Source organism: Pseudomonas sp. HD57-3 (genome assembly GCF_056113135.1).
The window spans coordinates 1,232,780-1,257,348 of sequence record NZ_CM148568.1 but is presented as its reverse complement, the minus strand read 5'-3'; the positions used below and the strand labels follow the sequence as shown (position 1 = coordinate 1,257,348).

Genomic DNA, 24,569 nt, shown 5'->3' with positions numbered 1-24,569 from the left:
AGCTGTATGCAAGTCAACATCAGTGGACACCAACTGGAAGTTACCCAACCTCTCCGTGAGTACGTTGAGCAAAAGCTCAAGAGGCTTGAGGGACATTTCGACAAGATCACCAACGTGCAAGTCACGATGTGCGTCGAAAAGCTGAAGCAGAAAATCGAAGCCACGCTGCATATTCCCGGCAACGAGGTCGTCGCAAACGCGGAACATACCGATATGTACGCTGCGATCGACGCGCTGACCGACAAGCTTGATAAACAACTCAAAAAGCATAAGGAAAAGACCCAGAGCCTGCTTCAGGGCGCTACCGGTCGATAACCCCCACCCCCATGATCCGACTTGAAAGTATCCTGACCCCCGGCCGTTCCCTGGTGAACGTGCCGGGCGGCAGTAAAAAGAAAGCCCTCGAACAAATTGCCAACCTGATCGCCCGGGAAGTCCCGGATCTGGAGATGCAAGATGTCTTCGAGGCATTGATTGCCCGTGAAAAACTGGGTTCCACCGGTTTTGGCAACGGCATCGCCATTCCTCACTGCCGCCTCAAGGGCTGCGAAGCGCCGATCAGTGCGCTGATGCACCTTGATGCTCCTATCGATTTCGACGCTATCGACGGCGCGCCTGTGGACCTGCTGTTCGTCCTGCTGGTGCCGGAAGCCGCCACCGATGCGCACCTGGAGCTGTTACGCCAGATCGCCAGCATGCTCGACCGCAAGGACGTGCGCGACAGACTGCGCAGCGCGCCAAGCAACGAAGCCTTGTACCAGGTTGTACTGGAAGAACAGAACAGGCCGTAACCATGCGCTTGATCATTGTCAGTGGCCGTTCCGGCTCGGGTAAAAGTACCGCCCTGGATGTCCTTGAGGACAACGGTTACTACTGCATCGATAACCTGCCGGCCGGTCTACTGCCGGAGCTGGCCGAACGCGCCCTGATTCACACCGAGCTGGCGCAGCCACTGGTTGCGGTCTCGATCGATGCACGCAATCTGCCGAGCCATCTGACCCGATTTCCGGAATTGCTTGAGGACGCACGTGCCAAGCATATTCAATGCGATGTCCTGTACCTGGATGCCGACGAAGAAACGCTGCTCAAGCGTTTCTCTGAAACTCGTCGCCGCCACCCACTGAGCAACGCCAATCGTTCGCTGGCAGAGGCCATTCAGGATGAAAGCGCCCTGCTCGGCCCCATTGCCGATCTCGCCGACCTGAAAATCAACACCACCAATCTCAACCTGTACCAGCTACGCGACACCATCAAACTGCGACTGCTCAACCAGCCGGAGCCGGGCACGGCGTTTCTGGTGGAGTCGTTCGGTTTCAAACGCGGCATGCCGGTGGATGCGGATCTGGTGTTCGATGTACGCTGCCTGCCGAACCCGTACTGGAAACCGGAGCTGCGCGCGCAATCCGGTCTCGATCAACCGGTCGCCGAATATCTGGCGGCGCAGCCGGAGGTCGAGGAGATGTACCAGGACATTTACACGTATCTGTACAAATGGTTGCCGCGCTTTGCGGCGAGCAACCGCGCTTACGTCACCATTGCCATCGGCTGCACCGGCGGGCATCACCGTTCCGTTTACCTGACCGAACGTCTTGGCCAGGCGCTGCAGAAGACCCTGAAGAACGTCCAGGTTCGCCACCGCGACCTCAGCTAAAGGATTCACACCGCGATGCCTGCTCGTGAAATCGAAATCATCAACAAGCTGGGCCTGCACGCCCGCGCATCGGCAAAATTCGTCGGAGTGGCGGGCCAGTTTCCCGATTGCACGATCAGAGTGGGCCGCACCCCGGAAACCACGGTTGACGGTAAAAGCATCATGGCGATGATGATGCTCGCAGCCGGCAAGGGCACCAAGATCCACCTGAGTACCGATGGCCACCAGGAACAGGAAGCCATGGACGCGCTGGTGACCCTGATCAACAACTACTTCGACGAAGGTGGTTGAAAACGCTTGAAGCGAGGGAGCATGCTCCCTCCTCCCGGCTCATCCCAACGCCGTATCCATCACCATCATCAGACAGAAGCCGATCAGCAATCCCAGGCTTGCCAGCTTCTCGTGACCATTGCGCCGCGACTCCGGGATGACCTCGTGAGTCACCACCAGCAGCATGGCACCCGCCGCCAACGCCAAGCCCAAGGGCAGCAATAACTCGGCAAGACTGACCAACCACGCACAGAGCAGCGCGAACACCGGCTCGACCAAGCCTGAAGCCGCGCCAATCAAAAACGCCTTGACCCGCGACATCCCGGCGCCAGCCAGCACCAGTGCAATCACCAGCCCTTCCGGCACATCCTGCAAGGCGATGCCCATCGCCAGACTGTCTGCGTCCGGCATACCACCGCCAGCCGAGACGCCGACCGCCATACCTTCCGGGATGTTATGGGCAATGATGGCGAACACGAATAACCAGATCCGTGGCGGAATCACCGGATGCTCGACAGTGCCGATGAGCATTTCCGGCGAGGCACCCGACACCCGGCGATCAACCAGATACAGGCCGAACGCGCCGAGCATGATGCCGAAACAGATCAGGCCACTGGCGCCCCATGGGCTCAGGCCCAGACTTTCGGCAGCGGCAATCCCGGGCACGATCAGCGAAAACGCGGTCGCGGCCAGCATCACTCCGGCACCAAAACCCAGCAGCGTATCGCCCAGTGCCTGAGGCATGTTGCGGATCACCAGCACCGGCACCGCTCCGAGCGCGGTGCCGAGGGCGCAAATCGCGCCGCCCTGCAATGCCCGCGACAATCTCGGCTCCAGATTCAGCCATTCCAGTCCGTGGGCGACCAGCAAAGTCATGCCCGCCAACAGCAATAGCGATCCAATTGCGTAACGAAACATACGCCCACTTCCGATCGCCAGTGTTTCAGTGCCCATAGTCAGCCTTGGATTGTTTTTATAGGAGACTTAAACCAGCGCGGCCTGATAGCGCGCAGCGACTTCCGGCCAGTTGATCACGTTGTAAAACGCGCTGATGTATTCCGGCCGACGGTTCTGATACCGCAGGTAGTAAGCGTGCTCCCACACGTCGAGGCCGAGAATCGGCGTGTTGCCGTTCATCAGCGGGCTGTCCTGATTGCCGCTGCTTTCCACCACCAGTTTCTTGTCCGGCGTCACGCTGAGCCAGGCCCAGCCACTGCCGAAGCGGGTCAGCGCGGCTTTGGTGAAGGCGTCCTTGAAGCTGTCGAGGCCACCCAGTTGCTCATCGATCGCCTTGGCCAGCGCGCCGTCCGGCTTACCGCCACCGCCGGGCACCATCACTTCCCAGAACAGCGAATGGTTGGCGTGACCGCCGCCCTGGTTGATGACCGCCGCGCGGAGTTTTTCCGGCAGTTGCTGGACACTGGCAACCAGTTTCTCCACCGGCCATTCCGCGAACTCGGTGCCCTCGACCGCAGCGTTCAGGTTATTGATGTAGGTCTGATGATGCTTGGTGTAGTGGATCTCCATGGTTTGCGCATCAATGTGCGGCTCCAGTGCGTCATAGGCGTAAGGCAAGGCTGGCAGGGTAAAAGCCATTTCAATGGACTCCATGGTGATGTGGGGCAGGCGCGTGGCGCGCATTGCCGGTATCCGGGTGCAGCAAACGCTGGGTGCGCGGGTATTCGCCGTGTTCGCTGATGAAATTGAGCAGCTCGACGTAGGTCTTGCTGCTCTGGCGAAGGGCTGCTTCACGCAGCGCCGGGCGCAGGCGCTCGTCCTGCATGGTCTGCAACAGGCGCTGGTGGATCGCGCAGAGGTATTCGGCGCTCTCCTCCGGTTGATTCAGGCGCAGATGCAGATCCGCCAGGTTGTGGTGGGAGATGACGCAGGCCGCCACCGCTTCGTCGGCATCGGCCCAGCGCTCGAACAACACCTGCGCCAGGGCCAATGCTTGCAGGTAAGCCTCGCGGGCATCGATCAGCTCGCCCAGCATGAAGCAGCGATTGGCCCGTTCGATCGTGCGTTTCCAGTGCTCCATGGTGAACCTCCAAAGCGGTTGCGGTGCTTACACGCCGCCGGCGGTGAGCTTCTCGGGATTGAGCAACTCTTCCAGCTGGCTGCGCGACAGGTCGGTGTGTTCTAGCGCAACGTCGATCACCGGGCGACCCTGTTTGTAGGCCTGCTTGGCGATTTCGGCAGCTTTCTGGTAACCGATGATCGGGTTGAGCGCTGTGACCAGAATCGGATTGCGCGACAGCGCTTCCTTGAGGCGCGACTCGTTGACTTTGAAGCTGGCAATCGCCTTGTCGCCCAGCAGACGGCTGGAGTTGGCTAGCAACTCGATACTGCTCAGCAAATTCTGGGCGATGATCGGCAGCATCACGTTCAGTTCGAAATTGCCCGACTGACCGGCGATGGTGATCACCGAATCGTTGCCGATCACTTGCGCAGCCACCATGGCCGTGGCTTCCGGAATCACCGGATTGACCTTGCCCGGCATGATCGACGAGCCCGGTTGCAGGCCTTCCAGTTCGATTTCACCGAGACCTGCAAGCGGGCCGGAGTTCATCCAGCGCAGGTCGTTGGCGATTTTCATCAGCGACACGGCCGTGGCCTTGAGCTGACCCGATACGGCCACAGCGTTGTCTTGCGAGCCGATCAGGGCGAATAGGTCCTTGCCCGGCGTGAACTGGACGTTGGTCAACTGGCTGAGCTGGCGGCTGAAACGCGCAGCGAATTCCGGATGCGCGTTGATCCCGGTGCCGACCGCCGTACCGCCTTGGGCCAGGGATTGCAGGCTTGGCAGCAAATCCTGCAGGTGACCGATATTGGCTTTGAGCTGCTGCGCCCAACCGTTGAGCACCTGGCTCATGCGCACCGGCATGGCGTCCATCAAGTGGGTGCGGCCGGTCTTGACGTGGTGATGGACTTGTTCTGACTTGCGTTCGATCACTTGCACCAGATGCAGCAGCGCTGGCAGCAGTTGTTCATGCAAGGCCAGCGCGGCGCTGACGTGGATGGTGGTCGGAATGATGTCGTTGCTGCTCTGCCCGCAGTTGACGTGATCGTTGGCGTTCACCGGCGCTTCGAGCAGACGGCTGGCCAGGGTGGCGATCACTTCGTTGGCGTTCATGTTGGAGCTGGTGCCGGAGCCGGTCTGGAAGATATCCACCGGAAAATGCTGCATGAAGTCGCCTTCCAGCAGACCTTGTGCGGCATCGCTGATGGCTTTGCCTTGCGCGGCGCTGAGCTGGTTGAGTTCGACGTTGGCGCGGGCGGCCGCCGCTTTCGCCAGAATCAGGGCGCGGATGAACTGGGTCGGCATCGGTTTGCCGCTGATCGGGAAGTTATCCACTGCGCGCTGGGTCTGCGCGCCGTAGAGAGCGTCCACCGGCACCTGCAGTTCGCCCATGCTGTCGCGCTCAATACGTGTCTTGGTCATCGGTAAATCCTTGGACTAATTCAATGAGAGGAATCGAGGGTTGCAACTCGCAGGTGGCGAGCTGCCAGGTGTAGCTTTGCCAGCGTTTGAGCCGGCATTTGCACAGTGACAGGCGCTCCATTTCACGCAGCGGGCGCCAGGCTTGATCGAGGCAGAGGCTGCGCCAGTGCCACGGCAACGCGATGTCGGTGGCCGTGTCGAGCAGCAGACGGAAAGAGGTTTCGGCGACCGTCCAGGGCGAGGTCGCCGTGCAGCAGGCCAGGTATCGACCTTCGGCCAGGTAGTGTTCGATCAGGCGCGGTTCGTCGGGATCCATCGCGCAACGGATCTGGCGGCTCATCCAGCGCCAGCTTTCGAGGTACGGCTGCTCGTGCAAGGCAGAACTCATGATCCTGGGCTCATCCGATAATGAGATTTATTATTAGATGATAATGAGAACCAAAACAAGAGTGGCTTTTTAGCTGGCCTGATCGGCCCAAAAGATTTGCAGACACAAAAAAAGGCGCGCCACCCAATCGGGTGGCGCGCCTTTTTTGTACCTGCCTGCGGCTTAGCTGCCCGCGACCGTCATCTTCTCGATCAACACCGAACCGGTGCGAATGTTGCTGCGCAGTTCCAGATCGTTACCGACCGCGACGATCTGCTTGAACATGTCGCGCATGTTGCCGGCGATGGTCACTTCCTGCACTGCGAACTGGATCTCACCGTTCTCGACCCAGAAACCCGCCGCACCGCGCGAGTAATCACCGGTCACCATGTTCAGGCCATGGCCCATCAGTTCGGTGACCAACAGGCCACGCCCCATGCGCCGCAGCAAGGCAGCCTGGTCTTCATCGCCATGGGTGACGAACAGGTTATGCACGCCGCCCGCGTTGGCGGTGCTTGGCATGCCGAGCTTGCGACCGGAATAAGTGCCAAGGATGTACGAAACCAGCTCGCCTTTCTCGACGAACGGTTTGGCATAGGTCGCCAGGCCGTCACCATCGTAGGAAGCACTGCCCATGGCACGCATCAGGTGCGGGCGCTCGTCGATGGTCAGCCATTCCGGGAACAGCTTCTGCCCCAGGGTGCCTTCGAGGAACGACGATTTGCGGTACAGGCTTCCGCCGGAGATCGCCGACAGGAAGCTGCCGAACAACCCACCTGCCAGTTCCGCCGAAAACAAAACCGGCACTTCGCAGGTCGGCACCGGGCGCGCACCCAGACGGCTTGCTGCCCGCTGTGCCGCGCGCTGGCCGATGCTCACCGGATCCGCCAGCAAGCTGCCCTGACGGTTCACGTCATACCAGTAATCGCGCTGCATCTGGCCATCGGCCTCGGCGATCATCACGCAGCTCAGGCTGTGTCGGGTCGACGCATAACCGCCGATAAAACCGTGGCTGTTGCCGTACACGCGGCAGCCCTGATGGGTGCTCAACGTGGTGCCATCGGCATTCTTGATGCGTGCATCGGCGTCGAACGCGGCGGCTTCGCAGAGCAACGCCTTCTCGATGGCCTGCTCCGGAGTGATGTCCCATTGGTGGAACAGGTCGAAATCCTGAATATCCCTGGCCATCAGGGCGGCATCGGCCAGCCCCGATGCTTCGTCTTCGGAGGTGTGCTTGGCAATCGCCAGCGCCGCAGCAACGGTCTCGCGAATCGCATCCGGACCGGTGGCGGAGGTGCTGGCCGAGCCCTTGCGCTGGCCGACATACAACGTGATGCCAAAACCCTGATCGCGGTTGAACTCGACGGTTTCGACTTCACGTTGACGCACCGACGTCGACAGTCCCTGCTCCAGCGACACCGCTACTTCGCAGGCACTGGCACCCTGACGCTTGGCTTCGGCGATGATCTGCTCGACCTGTTCCTGCAGTGCCGGCAATGCCTGTGGGCCGACGCTTTCAACTGCACTCATGCTCATCTCCACTCAAATTCTGCTTTCGGCTGGGGCCTTCGAGCGACCGGGCCGGACAAGCGGCCCCCGACTGGTTATCATGGCGGCGTTTCTTTGCGGACTGCCACCATGGTTGATTCTTACGACGACTCCCTCGATACGGGAGAAAAAAGCAAATCCCAGGTCAAACGCGAGCTGCATGCTCTGGTTGACCTTGGCGAGCGCCTTACAACGCTCAAGCCCGACTTGCAGGCAAAACTGCCATTGACCGACGCATTGCGCCGGGCCCTGGCCGATGCGCCCAAGCACACCGCGAACATCGCGCGTAAACGGCACTTGCAGTTCATCGGCAAACTGATGCGCGATCAGGACACTGACGCGATTCTCACCCTGCTCGATCAACTCGATGCCTCTACCCGTCAGTACAACGAGCGTTTCCACAACCTCGAACGCTGGCGTGACCGCCTGATCGCCGGTGACGATGCCGTGCTGGAGAAATTCGTCGTCGATTACCCGGACGCCGACCGCCAGCAACTGCGTTCCCTGATCCGTCAGGCCCAGCACGAGGTTGCGCAAAACAAACCTCCTGCCTCGAGCCGCAAGATCTTCAAGTACATCCGTGAGCTGGACGAGACTCAACGCGGTCTGCGTTGATATTCGCCACCGGGTGGCCGCACCGCGCGCCACCCGAAGCTCCATCCCTTCTTACGCGCCCGTGCCACCCACGGTGATCGCATCGATTTTCAGGGTCGGCTGACCGACACCCACCGGCACCGACTGCCCATCCTTGCCGCAAGTCCCCACACCGCTGTCCAGCGCCAGATCGTTACCGACCATCGACACCCGGCTCATCGCTTCCGGACCGTTGCCGATCAACGTTGCGCCTTTGACCGGCGCGGTGATCTTGCCGTCTTCGATCAGGTAAGCCTCGCTGGTGGAGAACACGAACTTGCCGCTGGTGATGTCGACCTGACCGCCGCCGAGGTTGGCGCAGTAGATGCCCTTCTTCACCGAGGCGATGATTTCCGCCGGATCACTCTGGCCGCCGAGCATGTAAGTGTTGGTCATCCGAGGCATCGGCAAGTGTGCGTAGGATTCGCGACGACCGTTGCCTGTGCGGGCCACGCCCATCAGCCGCGCATTGAGCTTGTCCTGCATGTAACCCTTGAGCACGCCGTTTTCGATCAGCGTAGTGCACTCGGTCGGGGTGCCTTCGTCGTCGACGCTCAGGGAACCGCGACGACCGCTCAGGGTGCCGTCATCGACGATAGTGCAAAGCTTGGATGCAACCATTTCGCCCATGCGACCGCTGTAGGCGGAACTGCCCTTGCGATTGAAATCGCCTTCCAGACCGTGGCCGACCGCTTCGTGCAGCAGCACGCCGGACCAGCCCGAACCCAGAACAACCGGCAAGGTGCCGGCCGGTGCCGGAATCGCTTCCAGATTCACCAGTGCCTGACGCAGCGCTTCACGGGCATAACCCATGGCGCGGTCTTCGGCGAGGAAATAACGGTAGTCGGTACGCCCGCCGCCGCCATGTCCGCCGCGCTCGCGACGGCCGTTCTGCTCGACGATTACGCTGACGTTGAAGCGCACCAGCGGACGCACATCGGCAGCCAGGCCACCGTCGGTCGAAGCCACCAGAATCCGTTCCCAGACCCCGGCCATGCTCACGCTGACCTGCTGGATTCGCGGATCGAGGGCGCGGGTCGCTACGTCGATTCGCTTGAGCAGTTCGACTTTTTCAGCGCGGCTCAGGACTTCCAGCGGATTATCCGGCGCGTACAACTGGGCGACGTCCTGGGTGCTGAACGCCTGTACCGTGCCGTTCTGCCCGGTGCGGGAAATCGAACGGGCCGCACGGGCCGCTGCGCCGAGGGCTTCGAGGGTGATCGCGTTGCTGTAGGCGAAACCGGTTTTCTCACCGGACTGCGCACGCACGCCGACACCCTGGTCGAGGTTGAAACTGCCTTCCTTGACGATGCCGTCTTCCAGCGACCAGGACTCGGAAATCTGCCCCTGGAAATACAGGTCGGCCGCATCGATGCCTGGACCCGCCAGATCACCGAGCACGCCTTGCAGGCTCTCGATCGTCACGCCGCCGGGCGCCAACAGGTGATCACTGACTGAGGACAACAACTCGCTCATAGGTTTTACGCCTTAAATTCGTGTTCTGAAGCAGGTCGCTGTGCGCCCTGCGAAAAAAACCGCCGATGACCCGTCACCGGCATTCGCGCCCGGATGGACGCTTGTTCATTGCTATCGCGTTCGGCCAGCAACACGGCTTCGCCTTGTTCCTGCTGCGCCAGCACGCGGCCCCACGGGTCGACAATCGCCCCGTGGCCAAAGGTTTCCCGCGGCCCCGGATGCGTCCCGCCCTGAGCGGCCGCCAGCACATAACACTGGGTTTCAATGGCCCGCGCGCGGATCAGTACATCCCAGTGCGCCGCTCCCGTCACCGCAGTGAAGGCCGACGGTGCGGTAATCAGTTCAGCCCCGGCTGCGCGCAATTCGCTGTACAGCTCCGGGAAGCGCAGGTCGTAACACACCGTCAGGCCCAATCGCCCGACCGGCGTGTCCGCGACCACCACGCCGCTGCCATAAGCATAGTCATCGGATTCGCGGTAACGGCCGCGATTGTCTGCTACGTCGACATCGAACAGGTGCAACTTGTCATAGCGTGCAACGATTTCGCCCTGATCGTTCACCAGCAACGAGCAGGCATGGGACTTCGCCTCGGGCTGCCCCACCGGCGGTAACGGTAAGGTGCCGGCCACAATCCATAACCTGAGGTCGCGGGCGGTCTGTTTCAACCACGGCAGGATCGGGCCTTCGCCGAGCGCTTCGGCGCGGCCGATATCGGCGATGTCGCGACGGCCCATGGCCGCGAAGTTTTCCGGCAGCACGGCCAGCTTCGCACCGGCGCTGGCTGCTTGTTCGAGCAAACGTCGGGCATCGCGCAGATTGGCCAGCACATCGCTCTGGCTGACCATTTGAATCACCGCTAAAGACATGGCGCACTCCGCAAGAGGTATGCGGTCATGCTACTCCATCGGTTCAGGGGCTGGCTGTTCAAAAAGGCTTGTCGAAGGTGATTTTCGGCTCTTTCCATGGGCCTTTGACGGTGTATTTGACGCTGGCGAACCGGGCCACACGATCGCCGATCAGCTTGTCGATCAGGAACAAAGCGCCGCCGACCGCCGGCGCGCCGACAATCAGCGCGGCAATCGGAAGGTTGTTGGTCACCGGCAAAGTCACCAGCAATTTGGCATCCACCTTGTCGCCCACCAGATCCAGCGTGCCGTCCAGTTCCAGGTTGCTCGAAGGACCGGTCAACTTGATCGGTTCTTTCGTCACATAAACGCCGTTGGTCGCCTCCAGCAATCCCTTGACCCGGTCATAGCTGAGGCCCTTGCCGAACAGGTCGGAGAAGTCGAGGCGCAAACGCCGGCCAATCGAGTTGAAGTTGAGCAGACCAAACACGCGCAAGGCCTGAGCGCCGCCCTCCACTTCAACAAACTGGCCTTTGTTGAGGGACGCATCGAGGGTACCGGAGAAGCGCTTGGTCGCCAGCCACGCCGGCGAGCCCGGCCAGCGGCCATCGACATCCATGTGGAATTCTTCGCTGGTCACACTCGGCGCAAAACCCCATCCCTTGAGGACATCGGCGAGGTTCTTGCCGCCGATCCGCCCCTTGTACCAACTGGTCGTGGCACCGGGCGTGCCTTCCCAACCGCCGCTGCCCTGCAAGAGGATGCCCTTGAGGCCTAGATCGAGGTTGTTCAGAGCGATGCCCTTGGCTGTAGGCCGAATCTTGAGCGACCAGCCGCCGACCAGATCCTGGCCCTGGAACAATTGATTGATGGTGATATCCAGCGCCGGAATCTTGCTCGGATCCACCGAGGCCAGTGGATCCGGCGCGTTCTCGTCGGCCTGCACCGTCGGGTCCGGTGCAGGCAACCGCACGTATTGCAGGTTCACCGCAATCGGCGCGCCCTTGGCGTCGGGAATGCCGGCCGTGCCTTTGGCCTGCTGACTGTCGAGGGCCAGAGCCCAGGCGCCGGGCTTGCGATTCACCTGCACTGCAGCTTGATCCAGCGTGGTGCCGAAGGCCGTGAGTTTACCGATCTTGAAATCCGCGCTGCTGAGCAATTGCTTGGCGTTGCCACCCGGGTCCTGGCCGGCGTACTTGTCCAGCAGATCCTGCCAGGGTTTGACGTCCAGCTCGGACAACACGCCGCGTACCCGCAAGCCTTTGTTACCCGGCAACACCGCTTCACCGGCGCCGAGGAACAACTCGCCCCGGCCATCGGCGAAATTGCCGGGTGGCGCGGCGAAGGTGAAGTTGGCCAGTTGATCGTAATTGACCCAGTAACGCCGCTCCTGCCCCTGCAACGTCATGCGGAACACCGTGTCACGCCCGACATCGGCCGCCATGCCGAACGGCGCCGGCAGATCCACCGCCACGCCCTTCAGACTGGAGCTGACCATCAATTGGCTGTCGGCGCCGTCCAGATTCACTTGCAACTGGTAAGGGATGGTTCCGGACACCGGCAACGGTTGAGTCACGCCCAGCCAGTCAGTGAGTTTCTTGACTTCGACCTGCCCCGACGCTGCCACTCTTGTCTTGAGCTTGCCGGGGCCGCCGTCGGCGAAGATCTGCGCAGTGACCGGTTTGTCGAAGGCCCGGGCACTGATGTTCTGCCCGCTCAGGCCCTTGGCGCTGTCGAAGCGGAAATCGCCCTTGAGCTGGCTCAGTTCGAGCTTCGGCTCCGCCAGCTTCAATCGCGCATTGGCGGTTTTGAAGTCGACGAGGATTTTTGGCTGATCGCCCTTGGCCAACGGCACATCGAGTTTGAGCTTGCCTTGCAGATCACCCTCGCCCTCCCAGCCGGCAAAAGTGTCGGCGGTGCCGATCGGCGCCTCCTGAAGAATCTTCAGGCCATCGCCCAACCCACCCGCGAAGGTGCCGTCGAGGAACATATGGCTGTGCTCGCCGCTCGGCACATGGGGAATATTGACGAAGACATCGCTGACCTGCGTGTCGAGCAACTGGCCCTTGCTGGCGAGAATCCGCACGCCGCTGTCTTCGATGAACACGTCACCGCTGACCTTGCTCACGTGCGGCCAGCCCGGCTGGAACGCCAGTTCGGCGTCGTGCACCTTGAAGAACAGACTGATGCTGCGATCTGCTTCCCCGGCGTTCTTGTTCAGCGAGCCCTGATACTGGAAGAAGCCTTGATCCACCGCGCCCTTGAGAATCGCCGTGCGCAGCCATTCGTCGAGGGCCGGGCTCAGGACTTCCGGAAGGTACTTGGCGGTGTAACGACCGTCGCCGTCCACCAGGCCGACCCGCAGGTCCATGTAGTCTTCCTGGCTGTGATCGAAATGCAGGCGGATCAGGAAGTCGCCGGCGATCTTGCCTTCCTCGCCGAGCACCTTCAGGTACGGCGCGATCAGGGTGAAACCTTCTTTATCGAGCTTCCAGGTCAACCGCGCGTTGGCCTGAATGTATTGCCACGGCTTGGCGAAAATCGGATCGAGGTGCAGGACGAAATCCTTGCTGTCCATGCGTAGCTCGCCGCCGCCGAGGTTGCCGGTAAGACTGCCGCTGACATTCCGCGCGGCCGGCGCGCCGTGATAGGCGTCGAAGCCGACTTGATCAAGGTTGGCGGCAAAACCGAATTTGCTGTCGTCGGTGGCGTTCGGCCGGAAATCCAGCAGCACGTTACGCAGCCCGCCTGTCACTTTCAGACGCTCGACCACGGTGGCGAAGCCTTGGGGCAACGGGCCGAGAGCATTGAGCAAGGGCGTGATCGGGGTCAGGTCGAGCCGATCGGCCTGCAGATGCCAGAGTTCTTCGTTCTTGTCGGTGGCGGCAGTCTGTTTGATCTGCACATGCGATTCCCAGCGGGTTTCGCCGAAATTCATTGCCAGCGAATCAAGCGTGACAGTGGCCCCCTCGGGACCGCGCTGGAAGTAGCCGTTGAGCGCCAGATTGTTGATCTGGATCGGCTTGCGCTCGGCGTAGGCACCGGTCAGTTGCGGCGCGTTGAGACGGATCGCAGCACTCTGCAACGCCCCCTCGCGCCAGTTGACCCACAGCTCGCCACCGGCCTTGATCTCGGAGAAATTCCATTGCTGAGTCACGCGCTCGGGCAGCCATTTCGACCAGTCGCTCTGCGGCAGGCTGACATAACCTTCCACTTCGCTGCTCTGCCACTGACTCGGACGAATCCGCGTGCGCAGGCTCAGCGCCACGGGCTGGCCGTCGGGCAGGGTCAATCGTGCATCTAGACGCTGACGGCTGGTACCGGTCTTGAGATTGAGGCCGACATAGGTGAGGGTCAGCGGTGCCTGCTCCCGCGGCTGCAAGGTCACCTGACTGTCGAGCACCGACAGTTGCTGAATCATTTGCATGCGGTTGAACAGTTGCTCGGGATCCATGGGCTGATCCTGCTGCACCGGCAAGCCTTCCAGCGCCCACTGTCCGTCTTCGCCTTCCTTGAGGCTGATCTTCAAACCGTTGAGTTCAAGGTGGGCGATGCGCACCTCGCGGGCCATCAGGCTGGCCCACAGATCCGGCACTGCACGCACCCGATCCAGGCGCAAGGCATTGGCGCCGCTGCCGACCATCACGTCGTGGGCCAGCAGGATCGGTGCAAACCCGCTCCAGTTGCCTTCCAGCTCGCCGATCTGCAGCGGCATGCCCAGGGCGGCACTGGCCTTGTCTTCGATATCGGTGCGGTATTCGGCCACCAGTGGCGTGAGTTCCCGGCCGAGACTGACGTACAACGCCATCAATACCAGAACCAACGCGCACAGGCCCAGACCCCAGCGGGTCAGTGCGGCCAAAATGCGTGTCAGACGTTCCATGTCAGTTGGCTCCCATGGCAAAAATACTGCAAAAAGCTGAGGCCAGCCGTTTCAGGAAAAGGGTGACGCAGGGGTTCAGAGCAGCACCACGTCATATTGTTCCTGGGAATACATGGTTTCTACCTGGAAGCGTATGGTGCGCCCGATGAAACCTTCAAGTTCGGCCACGTTACCGGACTCTTCATCGAGCAGGCGATCCACCACTTTCTGGTTCGCCAGCACCCGATAACCCTCGGCCTGATAGGCCCGGGCTTCACGCAGGATCTCGCGGAAAATCTCGTAGCAAATGGTTTCCGGGGTTTTCAGCTTGCCCCGGCCCTGACAACTGCTGCACGGTTCGCACAGCACCTGCTCGAGGCTTTCGCGGGTGCGCTTGCGCGTCATCTGCACCAGGCCCAACTCGGTGATACCGATGATGTTGGTCTTGGCGTGATCGCGCTCCAGCTGCTTCTCCAGGGTACGCAGCACCTGACGCTGGTGCTCTTCGTCTTCCATGTCGATGAAGTCGATGATGATGATCCCGCCCAGGTTGCGCAGGCGCATCTGCCGGGCAATTGCGGTCGCGGCTTCGAGGTTGGTCTTGAAGATGGTTTCTTCGAGGTTGCGATGACCGACGAACGCCCCGGTGTTCACGTCAATGGTGGTCATGGCTTCTGCCGGATCGATCACCAGATAGCCGCCGGACTTCAGCGGCACCTTGCGCTCCAGGGCTTTCTGGATTTCGTCTTCGACGCCGTACAGATCGAAAATTGGTCGTTCACCCGGGTAGTGTTCCAGACGATCGGCGATTTCCGGCATCAGTTCGGCGACGAACTGCGTGGTCTTCTGGAAGGTTTCCCGTGAGTCGATGCGGATCTTCTCGATCTTCGGGCTGACCAGATCGCGCAGGGTGCGCAGCGCCAGGCCGAGGTCTTCGTAGATCACGCTCGGTGCACCGATAGTTTTGATCTGTTCGTTGATCTGATCCCACAGGCGGCGCAGGTAGCGGATGTCCATCAGGATCTCATCGGCCCCGGCACCTTCGGCAGCGGTGCGCAAAATGAAGCCGCCGGCTTCCTTGATGCCTTCTTTGGCCACGCAATCGCTGACCACCTGCTTGAGGCGTTCGCGCTCGGCTTCGTCTTCGATCTTCAGGGAAATGCCGACGTGGGCGGTGCGCGGCATGTACACCAGATAGCGCGACGGAATCGACAGTTGCGTGGTCAGGCGCGCGCCTTTGGAACCGATCGGATCCTTGGTGACCTGCACCACCAGGCTCTGGCCTTCGTGCACCAGAGCGCTGATGCTTTCTACCGCCGGGCCTTCGCGCAGGGAAATTTCCGAGGCGTGAATGAAGGCCGCGCGATCCAGGCCGATGTCGACGAAGGCCGCCTGCATGCCCGGCAGGACCCGCACCACCTTGCCTTTATAGATGTTGCCGACGATCCCGCGTTTTTGCGTACGCTCGACGTGCACTTCTTGCAGCACACCGTTTTCGACCACCGCCACGCGCGATTCCATCGGCGTGATGTTGATCAGAATCTCTTCACTCATGGCAGGGTCTCGTTCAGGCATGTTCACGATAATGGCCGCATCTTGTCCGTTCGACGCTTATTGCGCGTTCAGGGTTTGCCAACAGGGTATGCCGAAATGGCCGAGCAGTTCTGCGCTTTCGCACACCGGCAAGCCGACGACCGCCGAGTAACTGCCATTGAGGCCGGCAACGAACACCGCGCCGAGCCCCTGAATGCCATAGCCACCCGCCTTGTCCCGGGGCTCGCCGCTGGCCCAGTAGGCGGCGGCTTCTTCACGGCTGATCGACCGGAACCGCACCAGACTGCGCACCACCCGCGACTCGCAGCGCTCGCCGTCGAGCACGGCAATTGCTGTCAGCACTTCATGTTCCTTGCCGGACAACATCATCAGCATGGCGCATGCGTCGGCTTCGTCCACCGGTTTGCCAAGAATTTTGCCGTCCAGCACCACAGCGGTGTCGGCGCCCAGTACGCAAAACGCTACGTCGCAAACGACGGTGCGCCGCCCGGCCTCGGCCTTGCCGCGCGCCAGGCGCTCGACGTAGGCCGATGGGGATTCATTGGCGAGAGGGGTTTCATCGATATCCGCGCTGATGGCGGTAAACGGGATGCCGATCTGCGTGAGCAACTCACGCCGACGCGGCGATCCTGAGGCGAGGTAAAGCGGCTTCATCAAGACATCTCCCTGTCGAGGTACGGGCAAATGCCTGACCGAATCAGTTGATTTTGTAGCGCCGGCGCAGTCCACGCAAAGCGAAGCTGACCCATGGCCAGAGCAAGGCACTGACCAGTGCCGGCAGGACCAGCGCGAGGGTCGGCTGACGGTTGCCGGTCAAGGCACTGAGCCAAAGCTGTACGAGCTGGGCGAGGCCGAAGATCACAAGGATCACCAGGCTCTGCTGCCACATCGGGAACATTCGCAGGCGCTGCTGCAATGACAGCACCAGGAACGTGATCAGGGTCAGGATCAAGGCATTCTGACCGAGCAGATCGCCCTGCAGCACGTCTTCGGCCAGTCCCAGACAGAAGGCCGTGACCATGCCGACCGTATGCGGCAAATACAACGCCCAGAAAGTCAGGAGCAAGGCCAGCCACAGCGGGCGCAGGATTTCCATGAAAATGGGCAATGGCGACACGCTGAGCAGAATGCCGACAATAAACGTCAGCCATACAATCCAGCCGTTACGCGATGCGGTAGCCCCGACCATTACTCTTGCCTCCCGGTGGTCGCCGGCGCAGTGACAGGCGGTTTGGCTGCTGGTCGAGCCGCCGGCTGATTCGCCGGTGGTTTGCTGGCCGCTGGTGTGGCTGCAGGTGGTTTGCTTGCAGCGGGTTTGGCCGGCGTGGTGCTGGCGGCAGGCGCAGCCGGCGGCGTCGCCGTGGCTGGAGTTGCAGCTGCGGCAGGCGGGGTAACGATTTTCGGTACCGTGGACGGAATCACCGGACCACCACCAAAGGCATCAAGGTTTTCCTGAGCCTGCGCGGCATCATTGGCACGTTCTTCGGCGGTGCGGTTGTCACTGAATACCAGCAGCAGGTAGCGGCTGCGGTTCAGTGCGGCGGTCGGCACGGCGCGGACGATGGCGAATGGCTGGCCGGAATCGTGGATCACTTCCTTGACCGTCGCCACCGGATAACCGGCCGGGAAACGCTGACCGAGTCCGGAGCTGACCAGCAGATCGCCTTCCTTGACGTCGGCAGTGTCCGCCACGTGGCGCAGTTCCAGACGCTCAGGGTTACCGGTGCCGCTGGCAATCGCCCGCAGACCGTTACGGTTCACCTGCACAGGAATGCTGTGGGTCGAGTCGGTCAGCAGCAACACACGCGAGGTGTACGGCATCAGTTCGACCACCTGCCCCATCAGGCCGCGAGCATCGAGCACCGGCTGACCGAGCACCACGCCATCACGCTCACCTTTATTGATGATGATGCGATGGGTGAAGGGGTTGGGGTCCATGCCGATCAGCTCGGCCACTTCGACCTTCTCGTTGACCAGCGCGGAGGAATTGAGCAACTCGCGCAGACGGACGTTCTGCTCGGTGAGGGCGGCAAGCTTCTGCATGCGACCCTGCAACAGCAGGTTCTCCGACTTGAGTTTTTCATTTTCGGCGACGAGCTCGGTGCGACTGCCGAACTGGCTGGCGATACCTTCCCACAACCGTCCGGGCAGGTCAGTGATCCAGTAGGCGTCCATCAGCACCAGCGAGGCCTGGCTGCGTACGGGTTTAAGCAGGCTGAAGCGCGCGTCAACGACCATCAGCGCGACCGACAGTACGGCCAGCACCAACAAGCGCACGCCCAGTGAGGGACCCTTGGCGAAAAGCGGTTTAATAAGCCGCTCCTCCCAGGCAAATGTTCTGTTTATTCATACGGCATCAAACCGGCCTGGATGAAGACTGACAGAAGATAAACGCCAACAGGCAGCACTGCAAAGTGCTGCCTGTGCGCTCACCCACGTATTGCACCCGGCGATTATTCGCTGGAGAGCAGGTCCATGGTGTGCTTGTCCATCATTTCCAATGCACGGCCACCGCCGCGAGCGACGCAGGTCAGCGGATCTTCGGCAACGATCACCGGCAGACCGGTTTCCTGGGCCAGCAGCTTGTCGAGGTCACGCAGCAGCGCGCCACCACCGGTCAGCACCAGGCCACGCTCGGCGATGTCGGAAGCCAGTTCCGGCGGCGATTGCTCCAGAGCACTTTTCACGGCCTGAACGATGGTTGCCAGGGACTCTTGCAGAGCTTCCAGCACTTCGTTGGAGTTCAGGGTGAATGCGCGTGGAACGCCTTCGGCCAGGTTGCGACCGCGAACGTCGACTTCGCGAACTTCGCCGCCCGGGTAGGCCGTACCGATTTCCTGCTTGATGCGCTCGGCGGTGGATTCACCGATCAGGCTGCCGTAGTTGCGACGCACGTAGGTGATGATCGCTTCGTCGAAGCGGTCGCCGCCAACGCGTACGGATTCGGCATAGACCACACCGTTCAGGGAGATCAGCGCGATTTCGGTGGTACCACCACCGATATCCACGACCATCGAACCGCGTGCTTCTTCAACCGGCAGGCCGGCACCGATCGCAGCGGCCATCGGCTCTTCGATCAGGAACACTTCACGGGCACCGGCGCCAAGGGCCGATTCACGGATGGCACGACGCTCAACCTGGGTGGACTTGCATGGAACGCAGATCAGCACACGAGGGCTGGGCTGCAGAAAGCTGTTTTCGTGAACCTTGTTAATAAAGTATTGCAGCATCTTTTCGCAGACGCTGAAGTCGGCGATCACGCCGTCCTTCATCGGACGAATGGCAGCAATGTTGCCCGGCGTACGGCCGAGCATGCGCTTGGCCTCGGTGCCGACAGCGACGACACTTTTCTGGTTACCGTGTGTCCGAATGGCCACAACCGATGGCTCATTCAGGACGATACCGCGCTCGCGCACGTAAATAAGGGTGTTGGCAGTGCCCAGGTCAATGGAAAGATCGCTGGAAAACATGCCACGCAGTTTCTTGAACATGGGAAAGGGACCCTAGGCAACGCGTGGGTAAAAAAGTGCGGCAAACTCTAACAACGACAGGGATTTTGGGCAAGGCGCCAATATGTTAAATTGGCCGCTTTTCTGTGCACCAAGCCCCACAATCGCGGCCTTATGACCGTAGAAGTGCGGTAGTGTTCCGACAATCTAACACACGGACGCCGTCCGTCCTGTTTTCCACTGGAGAAACCCGATGGCGCTAGAACGCTCCGACGTGGAAAAAATCGCTCATCTGGCCAGCCTTGGCCTGAATGACGCCGATCTTCCACACATCACTTCGGCCCTCAACAGCATTCTCGGGCTGGTCGACGAAATGCAGGCGGTCAATACCGACGGTATCGAGCCGCTGGCCCACCCGCTGGAAGCCAGTCAGCGCCTGCGCGCCGACGTCGTGACCGAAAGCAATAACCGCGAGGCTTATCAGTCCATCGCACCAGCGGTCGAAAACGGCCTGTACCTGGTTCCGAAAGTCATCGACTAAAGGGAAAGAGCCTGCAATGCATCAATTGACTCTGGCCGAGATCGCCCGCGGTCTCGCCGATAAAAAGTTTTCTTCCGAAGAGCTGACCAAAGTCCTGCTGGCGCGCATTACCCAGCTCGATCCGCAGCTCAACAGCTTCATCAGCCTCACCGAAGAGCTGGCCCTCGAGCAGGCGAAAGCTGCCGACGTGCGCCGGGCCAATGGTGAGAGCGGCGCGCTGCTGGGTGCGCCGATCGCCCACAAAGACCTGTTCTGCACCCAGGGCATCCGCACCAGCTGCGGCTCGAAGATGCTCGACAACTTCAAGGCCCCATACGACGCCACCGTGGTGTCGAAGCTGGCCGCCGCCGGCACCGTGACCCTTGGCAAGACCAACATGGACGAATTCGCCATGGGTTCGGCCAACGAGTCGAGCTGGTACGGCGCGGTGAAAAACCCGTGGAACCTGGAACACGTACCGGGCGGTTCGTCCGGTGGTTCGGCGGCGGCAGTTGCCGCTCGTCTGTTGCCTGCCGCAACGGCCACCGACACCGGCGGTTCGATCCGTCAGCCGGCCGCGTTCACCAACCTCACCGGCCTGAAACCGACCTACGGTCGCGTGTCGCGCTGGGGCATGATCGCTTACGCCTCCAGCCTCGATCAGGGCGGCCCTCTGGCTCGCACCGCCGAAGACTGCGCGATTTTGTTGCAAGGTATGGCCGGCTTCGACCCGAACGACTCCACCAGCATCGATGAACCGGTGCCGGACTACGCCGCCGGTCTGAATGGCTCGCTGCAAGGCCTGCGCATCGGCGTGCCGAAGGAATACTTCGGCGCCGGTCTTGACCCGCGCATCGCCGACCTGATCCAGAACAGCATCAAAGAGCTGCAGAAGCTCGGTGCCGTGATCAAGGAAATCAGCCTGCCGAACATGCAGCACGCGATTCCTGCGTACTACGTGATCGCCCCGGCAGAGGCCTCCTCCAACCTGTCGCGTTTCGACGGCGTGCGCTTCGGCCACCGCTGCGAAGATCCGAAGAACCTGGAAGACCTGTACAAGCGCTCCCGTGGCGAAGGCTTTGGTGCCGAAGTGCAGCGCCGGATCATGGTCGGTGCCTACGCACTGTCCGCCGGTTACTACGACGCCTACTACCTGAAAGCGCAGAAGATCCGTCGCCTGGTGAAGAACGACTTCATGACCGCATTTAATGAAGTCGACATCATCCTCGGCCCGACCACGCCAAACCCGGCCTGGAAACTCGGCGCCAAGAACAGCGACCCGGTCGCTGCCTACCTGGAAGACGTCTACACCATCACCGCCAACCTCGCGGGCCTGCCGGGCCTGTCGATGCCGGCCGGTTTTGTCGACGGTCTGCCGGTTGGTGTGCAACTGCTCGCGCCGTATTTCCAGGAAGGTCGCCTGTTGAACGTTGCCCACCAGTATCAGTTGAACACTGACTGGCACACCCGCACCCCAACCGGCTTCTGAGGAGACACACATGCAATGGGAAGTCGTGATCGGGCTGGAGATTCACACCCAGCTCACCACCCGGTCGAAAATCTTTTCCGGTAGTTCCACCACGTTCGGCTCCGAGCCGAACACCCAGGCCAGCCTGATCGACCTGGGCATGCCCGGCGTGTTGCCGGTGCTGAACCAGGAAGCGGTGCGCATGGCGGTGATGTTCGGTCTGGCGATTGACGCCGAGATCGGTCAGCACAACGTGTTCGCGCGTAAAAACTATTTCTACCCGGATCTGCCGAAGGGCTACCAGATCAGCCAGATGGAATTGCCGATCGTCGGCAAGGGCCACCTGGACATCGCCCTGGAAGACGGCACGGTCAAACGCGTCGGCATCACCCGCGCGCACCTGGAAGAAGACGCCGGCAAGAGCCTGCACGAAGAATTCAGCGGTGCCACCGGCATCGACCTGAACCGTGCCGGTACGCCGCTGCTGGAAATCGTGTCCGAGCCGGACATGCGCAGCGCCAAGGAAGCCGTGGCCTATGTCAAGGCGATCCACGCGCTGGTACGTTACCTGGGCATCTGCGACGGCAACATGGCCGAAGGCTCGCTGCGTTGCGACTGCAACGTGTCGATCCGTCCGAAAGGCCAGGTTGAATTCGGCACCCGCTGCGAGATCAAGAACGTCAACTCGTTCCGCTTCATCGAGAAGGCGATCAACTCCGAGATCCAGCGTCAGATCGACCTGATCGAAGACGGCGGCAAAGTGATCCAGCAGACCCGTCTGTACGATCCGAACAAGGACGAAACCCGTCCGATGCGCAGCAAAGAGGAAGCCAACGACTACCGTTACTTCCCCGATCCGGACCTGCTGCCAGTGGTCATCGAGGATTCGTTCCTCAATGACGTGCGCGCCACCCTGCCGGAACTGCCACCGCAGAAACGCGAGCGCTTCCAGAGTGCTTTCGGTCTGTCGGCCTACGACGCCAACGTGCTGGCCACCAGCCGTGAGCAGGCGGACTACTTCGAGAAAGTCGCAGCCATCGGCGGCGACGCCAAACTGGCGGCGAACTGGGTGATGGTCGAGTTGGGCAGCCTGCTCAACAAGCAGAACCTGGACATCGAGGATTCGCCGGTTTCGGCCGAGCAACTGGGCGGCATGCTGCAGCGCATCAAGGACAACACCATCTCCGGCAAGATCGCCAAGGTGGTGTTCGAAGCGATGGCCAACGGCGAAGGCAGCGCAGACGAGATCATCGAGAAGCGCGGCCTGAAGCAAGTTACCGACAGCGGTGCGATTTCGGCGGTGCTGGACGAAATGCTCGCGGCCAACGCCGAGCAGGTCGAGCAATACCGTGCGGCAGACGAAGCCAAGCGCGGCAAGATGTTCGGCTTCTTCGTCGGTCAGGCCATGAAAGCCTCCAAGGGCAAGGCCAACCCGCAGCAAGTGAACGAACTGCTGAAAAGCAAGCTCGAAGGCTGACGATGGCCCCGCGCCCGAGGATCGTTCCCACGCTCTGCGTGGGAATGCCGCCTCGGACGCTCCGCGTCCATTGCGGTGTGACGCAGAGCGTCACGGGGTGCATTCCCACGCCGGAGCGTGGGAACGATCACTTGGGAGCTTTTGAATGAAACATCTGCTCGGCGCCTGCGCCCTGCTCTCTTTGCTGGCCGGTTGCGCCAGCACCGACACCATCGACCCGCACGGTTACGACCAGACCGGCGTCGCCTCCTATTACGGTGCCAAGCACCACGGTAAACGCACCGCCAGCGGCGAAGCGTTCAACCAGAATTCCCTGACCGCCGCCCACCGCCAGTTGCCGTTCGGCACGCGGGTGAAGGTCACCAACCTGAAAAACGATGAATCCGTCGTGGTCCGCATCAACGACCGTGGCCCGCACACCCGTGGCCGTCTGATCGATGTTTCACGTGCGGCGGCCGAACAGCTCGGTATGCTGCGCAGTGGAACCGCACGGGTCAGGATCCAGGCCCTCGACGACTGATGGAGCGTCCACCATTTTCGGACTGACCGACTTACCCCTGATCAGCGTGATCGAATTGCTCAGCGGGCTGTTCCTGCTGATCGCCGGCGCCGAGCTGATGGTGCGCGCCGCCGTGCGCCTGGCCGCGCGCCTGCATGTACGACCGCTGATCATCGGCCTGACCATCGTCGCCCTCGGCAGCAGCGCTCCGCAAATGGCCGTCAGCCTGCAAGCCGTGCAGGCGCACACGCCGGACATCGCCGTCAGCAGCGTGATCGGCAGCAGCATTTTCAACATTCTTGTCACCCTCGGCCTGTCGGCGCTGATCATTCCGCTGCGGGTATCGCGGCAACTGGTGCGTCTCGACATCCCGTTGATGATCGGTGCCAGCCTGCTGGTGTTCGTGCTGGCGTGGAATGAAGAACTCGGGCGCTTCGACGGTATTCTGCTGCTCGGCGCTCTCGCCCTATATCTCGGATTACTGCTGCGCCAGTCGCGGCACTCGACCCGCCCGCACTCCGATCAACCGCATGATCCGCAGGCACCGTGGTTCACCAGCCTGCTGATGATCGTCGGCGGTCTGGGCATGCTGGTGTTCGCCGGGCACTTGCTGCTGGGTGCAGCCGTGGTCGTCGCCACTGACCTGGGATTCTCCGAGCGGGTGATTGGCCTGACCGTGGTCGCGGTCGGCACCTCGCTGCCGGAACTCGCCACCTCGCTGATCGCCGCGCTGCGCGGTCAACGCGATATCGCCGTGGGCAACGTGATCGGTGCCAACCTGTTCAACCTGCTCGGGGTGCTGGGCCTCACCGCGCTGATCGCGCCGACGCCGCTGTCGGTCTCACCCAATGCGCTGGATTTCGACCTGCCGGTAATGCTCGGCGTCGCGTTGCTGTGCCTGCCGGTGTTCTATTCCGGCTACCGCGTGACCCGCGCCGAAGGTCTGCTGCTGCTGGGTTTGTATCTGGCGTACGGGCTGCACGTAGTGTCGTTCACCACCGGCATGCCACTGGCCGGCAAGCTTGAACGGTTGATGCTGTTTTATGTACTGCCGACGCTGCTGACGTTTCTGTTTTTCACGTCCGTACGCGCCTGGCGCCGCCAACACCACAAGAAGGATGTGCCATGACCGAATCGAAGAAATCCGGGGTTGAAGTCCGCCGTCAGGTAATGGGCGACGCGTTTGTCGACCGCGCGCTGGGCAACGCCACCGAGTTCACCCAACCGTTGCAGGATTTCGTCAACGAACACGCCTGGGGCGGCGTGTGGAATCGCGAAGGTTTGCCGCTGAAAACCCGCAGCCTGATCACCCTCGCTGCACTGACTGCGTTGAAGTGCCCGCAGGAATTGAAGGGCCACGTGCGCGGTGCGTTGAACAATGGCTGCACGATCGATGAGATCCGCGAAGCGCTGCTGCATTGCGCGGTGTATGCCGGCGTGCCGGCGGCGATCGATGCGTTCCGCGCGGCGCAGGAAGTGATCGACAGTTACCAGAAGCCCGAGTAACC

The 24,569-nt window shown here is 61.4% G+C and carries 25 protein-coding genes; 11 read left to right on the top strand and 14 right to left on the bottom strand.

All coding sequences use genetic code 11. The annotated features are described in order from the left end of the window. Positions 1-6: 6 nt before the first annotated feature. The 4 genes from hpf to AC0R79_RS05490 are packed head-to-tail and all read left to right on the top strand — an operon-like array spanning position 7 to position 1,942. A complete protein-coding gene (gene hpf / locus AC0R79_RS05505; protein ID WP_007953578.1) occupies positions 7-315 on the top strand; it encodes a ribosome hibernation-promoting factor, HPF/YfiA family in 309 nt (102 codons plus the stop codon). Between the two features lie 11 nt (positions 316-326). Continuing rightward, positions 327-791, top strand: a complete 465-nt coding sequence (gene ptsN / locus AC0R79_RS05500) for a PTS IIA-like nitrogen regulatory protein PtsN (protein WP_007953580.1) — start codon at positions 327-329, stop codon at positions 789-791. Between the two features lie 2 nt (positions 792-793). Further along, on the top strand, positions 794-1,651 hold the full coding sequence (rapZ, locus tag AC0R79_RS05495) for an RNase adapter RapZ (RefSeq protein WP_127796932.1): 858 nt from the start codon (positions 794-796) through the stop codon (positions 1,649-1,651). Between the two features lie 15 nt (positions 1,652-1,666). Continuing rightward, entirely contained in the window at positions 1,667-1,942 is a 276-nt protein-coding gene (locus AC0R79_RS05490) for an HPr family phosphocarrier protein (RefSeq protein WP_007953585.1), read from the top strand. 39 nt (positions 1,943-1,981) lie between these two features. Here AC0R79_RS05490 and AC0R79_RS05485 read toward each other — a convergent pair whose 3' ends face one another. The 6 genes from AC0R79_RS05485 to pmbA all read right to left on the bottom strand — a co-directional run bounded on the left by AC0R79_RS05485 (position 1,982) and on the right by pmbA (position 7,260). Further along, complete coding sequence (locus AC0R79_RS05485; protein ID WP_085608078.1) at positions 1,982-2,875, bottom strand: ZIP family metal transporter; 894 nt, start codon at positions 2,873-2,875, stop codon at positions 1,982-1,984. Positions 2,876-2,905: 30 nt separating this feature from the next. Beyond that, the gene (locus tag AC0R79_RS05480; RefSeq protein ID WP_375745466.1) at positions 2,906-3,517 is read right to left on the bottom strand and encodes a superoxide dismutase; all 612 of its coding nucleotides are present in this window, start codon (positions 3,515-3,517) and stop codon (positions 2,906-2,908) included. A gap of 1 nt (position 3,518) precedes the next feature. After that, a complete protein-coding gene (locus AC0R79_RS05475) occupies positions 3,519-3,959 on the bottom strand; it encodes a hypothetical protein (protein ID WP_474733579.1) in 441 nt (146 codons plus the stop codon). Positions 3,960-3,986: 27 nt separating this feature from the next. Next, positions 3,987-5,363, bottom strand: coding sequence for a class II fumarate hydratase (locus AC0R79_RS05470; RefSeq protein ID WP_474733577.1), 1,377 nt, complete (start codon positions 5,361-5,363; stop codon positions 3,987-3,989). Beyond that, a complete protein-coding gene (locus tag AC0R79_RS05465) occupies positions 5,344-5,751 on the bottom strand; it encodes a FagA protein (RefSeq protein WP_085608076.1) in 408 nt (135 codons plus the stop codon). The genes AC0R79_RS05470 and AC0R79_RS05465 overlap by 20 nt, the downstream gene beginning before the upstream one ends. A 162-nt stretch (positions 5,752-5,913) precedes the next feature. After that, complete coding sequence (pmbA, locus tag AC0R79_RS05460; protein ID WP_039769277.1) at positions 5,914-7,260, bottom strand: metalloprotease PmbA; 1,347 nt, start codon at positions 7,258-7,260, stop codon at positions 5,914-5,916. A 108-nt stretch (positions 7,261-7,368) separates the two neighbouring features. On the opposite strand from pmbA, the gene yjgA reads away from it, so the two are divergent. Next, entirely contained in the window at positions 7,369-7,893 is a 525-nt protein-coding gene (yjgA, locus tag AC0R79_RS05455) for a ribosome biogenesis factor YjgA (RefSeq protein WP_007953598.1), read from the top strand. Positions 7,894-7,944: 51 nt separating this feature from the next. On the opposite strand, the gene tldD is transcribed toward yjgA, so the two are convergent. From tldD to mreB, 8 genes are all read right to left on the bottom strand, one after another. Continuing rightward, a complete protein-coding gene (gene tldD / locus AC0R79_RS05450) occupies positions 7,945-9,387 on the bottom strand; it encodes a metalloprotease TldD (RefSeq protein WP_474733573.1) in 1,443 nt (480 codons plus the stop codon). 5 nt (positions 9,388-9,392) lie between these two features. Beyond that, the gene (locus AC0R79_RS05445) at positions 9,393-10,253 is read right to left on the bottom strand and encodes a carbon-nitrogen hydrolase family protein (RefSeq protein ID WP_007953603.1); all 861 of its coding nucleotides are present in this window, start codon (positions 10,251-10,253) and stop codon (positions 9,393-9,395) included. A gap of 58 nt (positions 10,254-10,311) precedes the next feature. Then, a complete protein-coding gene (locus tag AC0R79_RS05440; protein ID WP_474733571.1) occupies positions 10,312-14,115 on the bottom strand; it encodes a YhdP family protein in 3,804 nt (1,267 codons plus the stop codon). Positions 14,116-14,190: 75 nt separating this feature from the next. After that, a complete protein-coding gene (gene rng, locus AC0R79_RS05435) occupies positions 14,191-15,648 on the bottom strand; it encodes a ribonuclease G (protein ID WP_007953605.1) in 1,458 nt (485 codons plus the stop codon). A gap of 57 nt (positions 15,649-15,705) precedes the next feature. After that, positions 15,706-16,302: a Maf family protein gene (locus tag AC0R79_RS05430; RefSeq protein ID WP_127796928.1), complete on the bottom strand. Its 597-nt coding sequence runs from the start codon at positions 16,300-16,302 to the stop codon at positions 15,706-15,708. A gap of 43 nt (positions 16,303-16,345) precedes the next feature. Beyond that, positions 16,346-16,837, bottom strand: a complete 492-nt coding sequence (mreD, locus tag AC0R79_RS05425; RefSeq protein WP_064593386.1) for a rod shape-determining protein MreD — start codon at positions 16,835-16,837, stop codon at positions 16,346-16,348. Continuing rightward, positions 16,837-17,961, bottom strand: coding sequence for a rod shape-determining protein MreC (gene mreC, locus AC0R79_RS05420; protein ID WP_127796927.1), 1,125 nt, complete (start codon positions 17,959-17,961; stop codon positions 16,837-16,839). The genes mreD and mreC overlap by 1 nt, the downstream gene beginning before the upstream one ends. Positions 17,962-18,101: 140 nt before the next feature. Then, positions 18,102-19,139, bottom strand: coding sequence for a rod shape-determining protein MreB (gene mreB / locus AC0R79_RS05415; RefSeq protein WP_002555108.1), 1,038 nt, complete (start codon positions 19,137-19,139; stop codon positions 18,102-18,104). Between the two features lie 211 nt (positions 19,140-19,350). Here mreB and gatC point away from each other — a divergent pair, with 211 nt between their 5' ends. The 6 genes from gatC to AC0R79_RS05385 all read left to right on the top strand — a co-directional run bounded on the left by gatC (position 19,351) and on the right by AC0R79_RS05385 (position 24,567). Further along, entirely contained in the window at positions 19,351-19,638 is a 288-nt protein-coding gene (gene gatC, locus AC0R79_RS05410; protein WP_007953612.1) for an Asp-tRNA(Asn)/Glu-tRNA(Gln) amidotransferase subunit GatC, read from the top strand. A gap of 16 nt (positions 19,639-19,654) precedes the next feature. Next, positions 19,655-21,106, top strand: coding sequence for an Asp-tRNA(Asn)/Glu-tRNA(Gln) amidotransferase subunit GatA (gene gatA / locus AC0R79_RS05405; protein WP_273899652.1), 1,452 nt, complete (start codon positions 19,655-19,657; stop codon positions 21,104-21,106). Positions 21,107-21,116: 10 nt separating this feature from the next. Further along, positions 21,117-22,562, top strand: coding sequence for an Asp-tRNA(Asn)/Glu-tRNA(Gln) amidotransferase subunit GatB (gatB, locus tag AC0R79_RS05400; RefSeq protein WP_127796925.1), 1,446 nt, complete (start codon positions 21,117-21,119; stop codon positions 22,560-22,562). A 145-nt stretch (positions 22,563-22,707) separates the two neighbouring features. Continuing rightward, the gene (locus AC0R79_RS05395) at positions 22,708-23,082 is read left to right on the top strand and encodes a septal ring lytic transglycosylase RlpA family protein (protein WP_375745452.1); all 375 of its coding nucleotides are present in this window, start codon (positions 22,708-22,710) and stop codon (positions 23,080-23,082) included. A gap of 46 nt (positions 23,083-23,128) precedes the next feature. Further along, a complete protein-coding gene (locus AC0R79_RS05390) occupies positions 23,129-24,190 on the top strand; it encodes a calcium/sodium antiporter (protein ID WP_127796923.1) in 1,062 nt (353 codons plus the stop codon). Next, a complete protein-coding gene (locus AC0R79_RS05385; protein ID WP_007953619.1) occupies positions 24,187-24,567 on the top strand; it encodes a carboxymuconolactone decarboxylase family protein in 381 nt (126 codons plus the stop codon). Before AC0R79_RS05390 ends, AC0R79_RS05385 begins: the two co-directional genes overlap by 4 nt. Positions 24,568-24,569: the final 2 nt, after the last annotated feature.

What these genes read in the sequence shown, in the direction of transcription:
- pmbA (WP_039769277.1), bottom strand. Translation starts at nt 7,260, where the DNA reads ATGAGTGCAGTTGAAAGCGTCGGCCCACAGGCATTGCCGGCACTGCAG.
- rapZ (WP_127796932.1), top strand. Translation starts at nt 794, where the DNA reads ATGCGCTTGATCATTGTCAGTGGCCGTTCCGGCTCGGGTAAAAGTACC.
- AC0R79_RS05395 (WP_375745452.1), top strand. Translation starts at nt 22,708, where the DNA reads ATGAAACATCTGCTCGGCGCCTGCGCCCTGCTCTCTTTGCTGGCCGGT.
- AC0R79_RS05485 (WP_085608078.1), bottom strand. Translation starts at nt 2,875, where the DNA reads ATGGGCACTGAAACACTGGCGATCGGAAGTGGGCGTATGTTTCGTTAC.
- yjgA (WP_007953598.1), top strand. Translation starts at nt 7,369, where the DNA reads ATGGTTGATTCTTACGACGACTCCCTCGATACGGGAGAAAAAAGCAAA.
- gatC (WP_007953612.1), top strand. Translation starts at nt 19,351, where the DNA reads ATGGCGCTAGAACGCTCCGACGTGGAAAAAATCGCTCATCTGGCCAGC.
- AC0R79_RS05475 (WP_474733579.1), bottom strand. Translation starts at nt 3,959, where the DNA reads ATGGAGCACTGGAAACGCACGATCGAACGGGCCAATCGCTGCTTCATG.
- gatA (WP_273899652.1), top strand. Translation starts at nt 19,655, where the DNA reads ATGCATCAATTGACTCTGGCCGAGATCGCCCGCGGTCTCGCCGATAAA.
- AC0R79_RS05430 (WP_127796928.1), bottom strand. Translation starts at nt 16,302, where the DNA reads ATGAAGCCGCTTTACCTCGCCTCAGGATCGCCGCGTCGGCGTGAGTTG.
- hpf (WP_007953578.1), top strand. Translation starts at nt 7, where the DNA reads ATGCAAGTCAACATCAGTGGACACCAACTGGAAGTTACCCAACCTCTC.
- AC0R79_RS05465 (WP_085608076.1), bottom strand. Translation starts at nt 5,751, where the DNA reads ATGAGTTCTGCCTTGCACGAGCAGCCGTACCTCGAAAGCTGGCGCTGG.
- AC0R79_RS05440 (WP_474733571.1), bottom strand. Translation starts at nt 14,115, where the DNA reads ATGGAACGTCTGACACGCATTTTGGCCGCACTGACCCGCTGGGGTCTG.
- AC0R79_RS05445 (WP_007953603.1), bottom strand. Translation starts at nt 10,253, where the DNA reads ATGTCTTTAGCGGTGATTCAAATGGTCAGCCAGAGCGATGTGCTGGCC.
- tldD (WP_474733573.1), bottom strand. Translation starts at nt 9,387, where the DNA reads ATGAGCGAGTTGTTGTCCTCAGTCAGTGATCACCTGTTGGCGCCCGGC.
- AC0R79_RS05385 (WP_007953619.1), top strand. Translation starts at nt 24,187, where the DNA reads ATGACCGAATCGAAGAAATCCGGGGTTGAAGTCCGCCGTCAGGTAATG.
- AC0R79_RS05470 (WP_474733577.1), bottom strand. Translation starts at nt 5,363, where the DNA reads ATGACCAAGACACGTATTGAGCGCGACAGCATGGGCGAACTGCAGGTG.
- AC0R79_RS05480 (WP_375745466.1), bottom strand. Translation starts at nt 3,517, where the DNA reads ATGGCTTTTACCCTGCCAGCCTTGCCTTACGCCTATGACGCACTGGAG.
- rng (WP_007953605.1), bottom strand. Translation starts at nt 15,648, where the DNA reads ATGAGTGAAGAGATTCTGATCAACATCACGCCGATGGAATCGCGCGTG.
- AC0R79_RS05490 (WP_007953585.1), top strand. Translation starts at nt 1,667, where the DNA reads ATGCCTGCTCGTGAAATCGAAATCATCAACAAGCTGGGCCTGCACGCC.
- mreB (WP_002555108.1), bottom strand. Translation starts at nt 19,139, where the DNA reads ATGTTCAAGAAACTGCGTGGCATGTTTTCCAGCGATCTTTCCATTGAC.
- gatB (WP_127796925.1), top strand. Translation starts at nt 21,117, where the DNA reads ATGCAATGGGAAGTCGTGATCGGGCTGGAGATTCACACCCAGCTCACC.
- mreD (WP_064593386.1), bottom strand. Translation starts at nt 16,837, where the DNA reads ATGGTCGGGGCTACCGCATCGCGTAACGGCTGGATTGTATGGCTGACG.
- ptsN (WP_007953580.1), top strand. Translation starts at nt 327, where the DNA reads ATGATCCGACTTGAAAGTATCCTGACCCCCGGCCGTTCCCTGGTGAAC.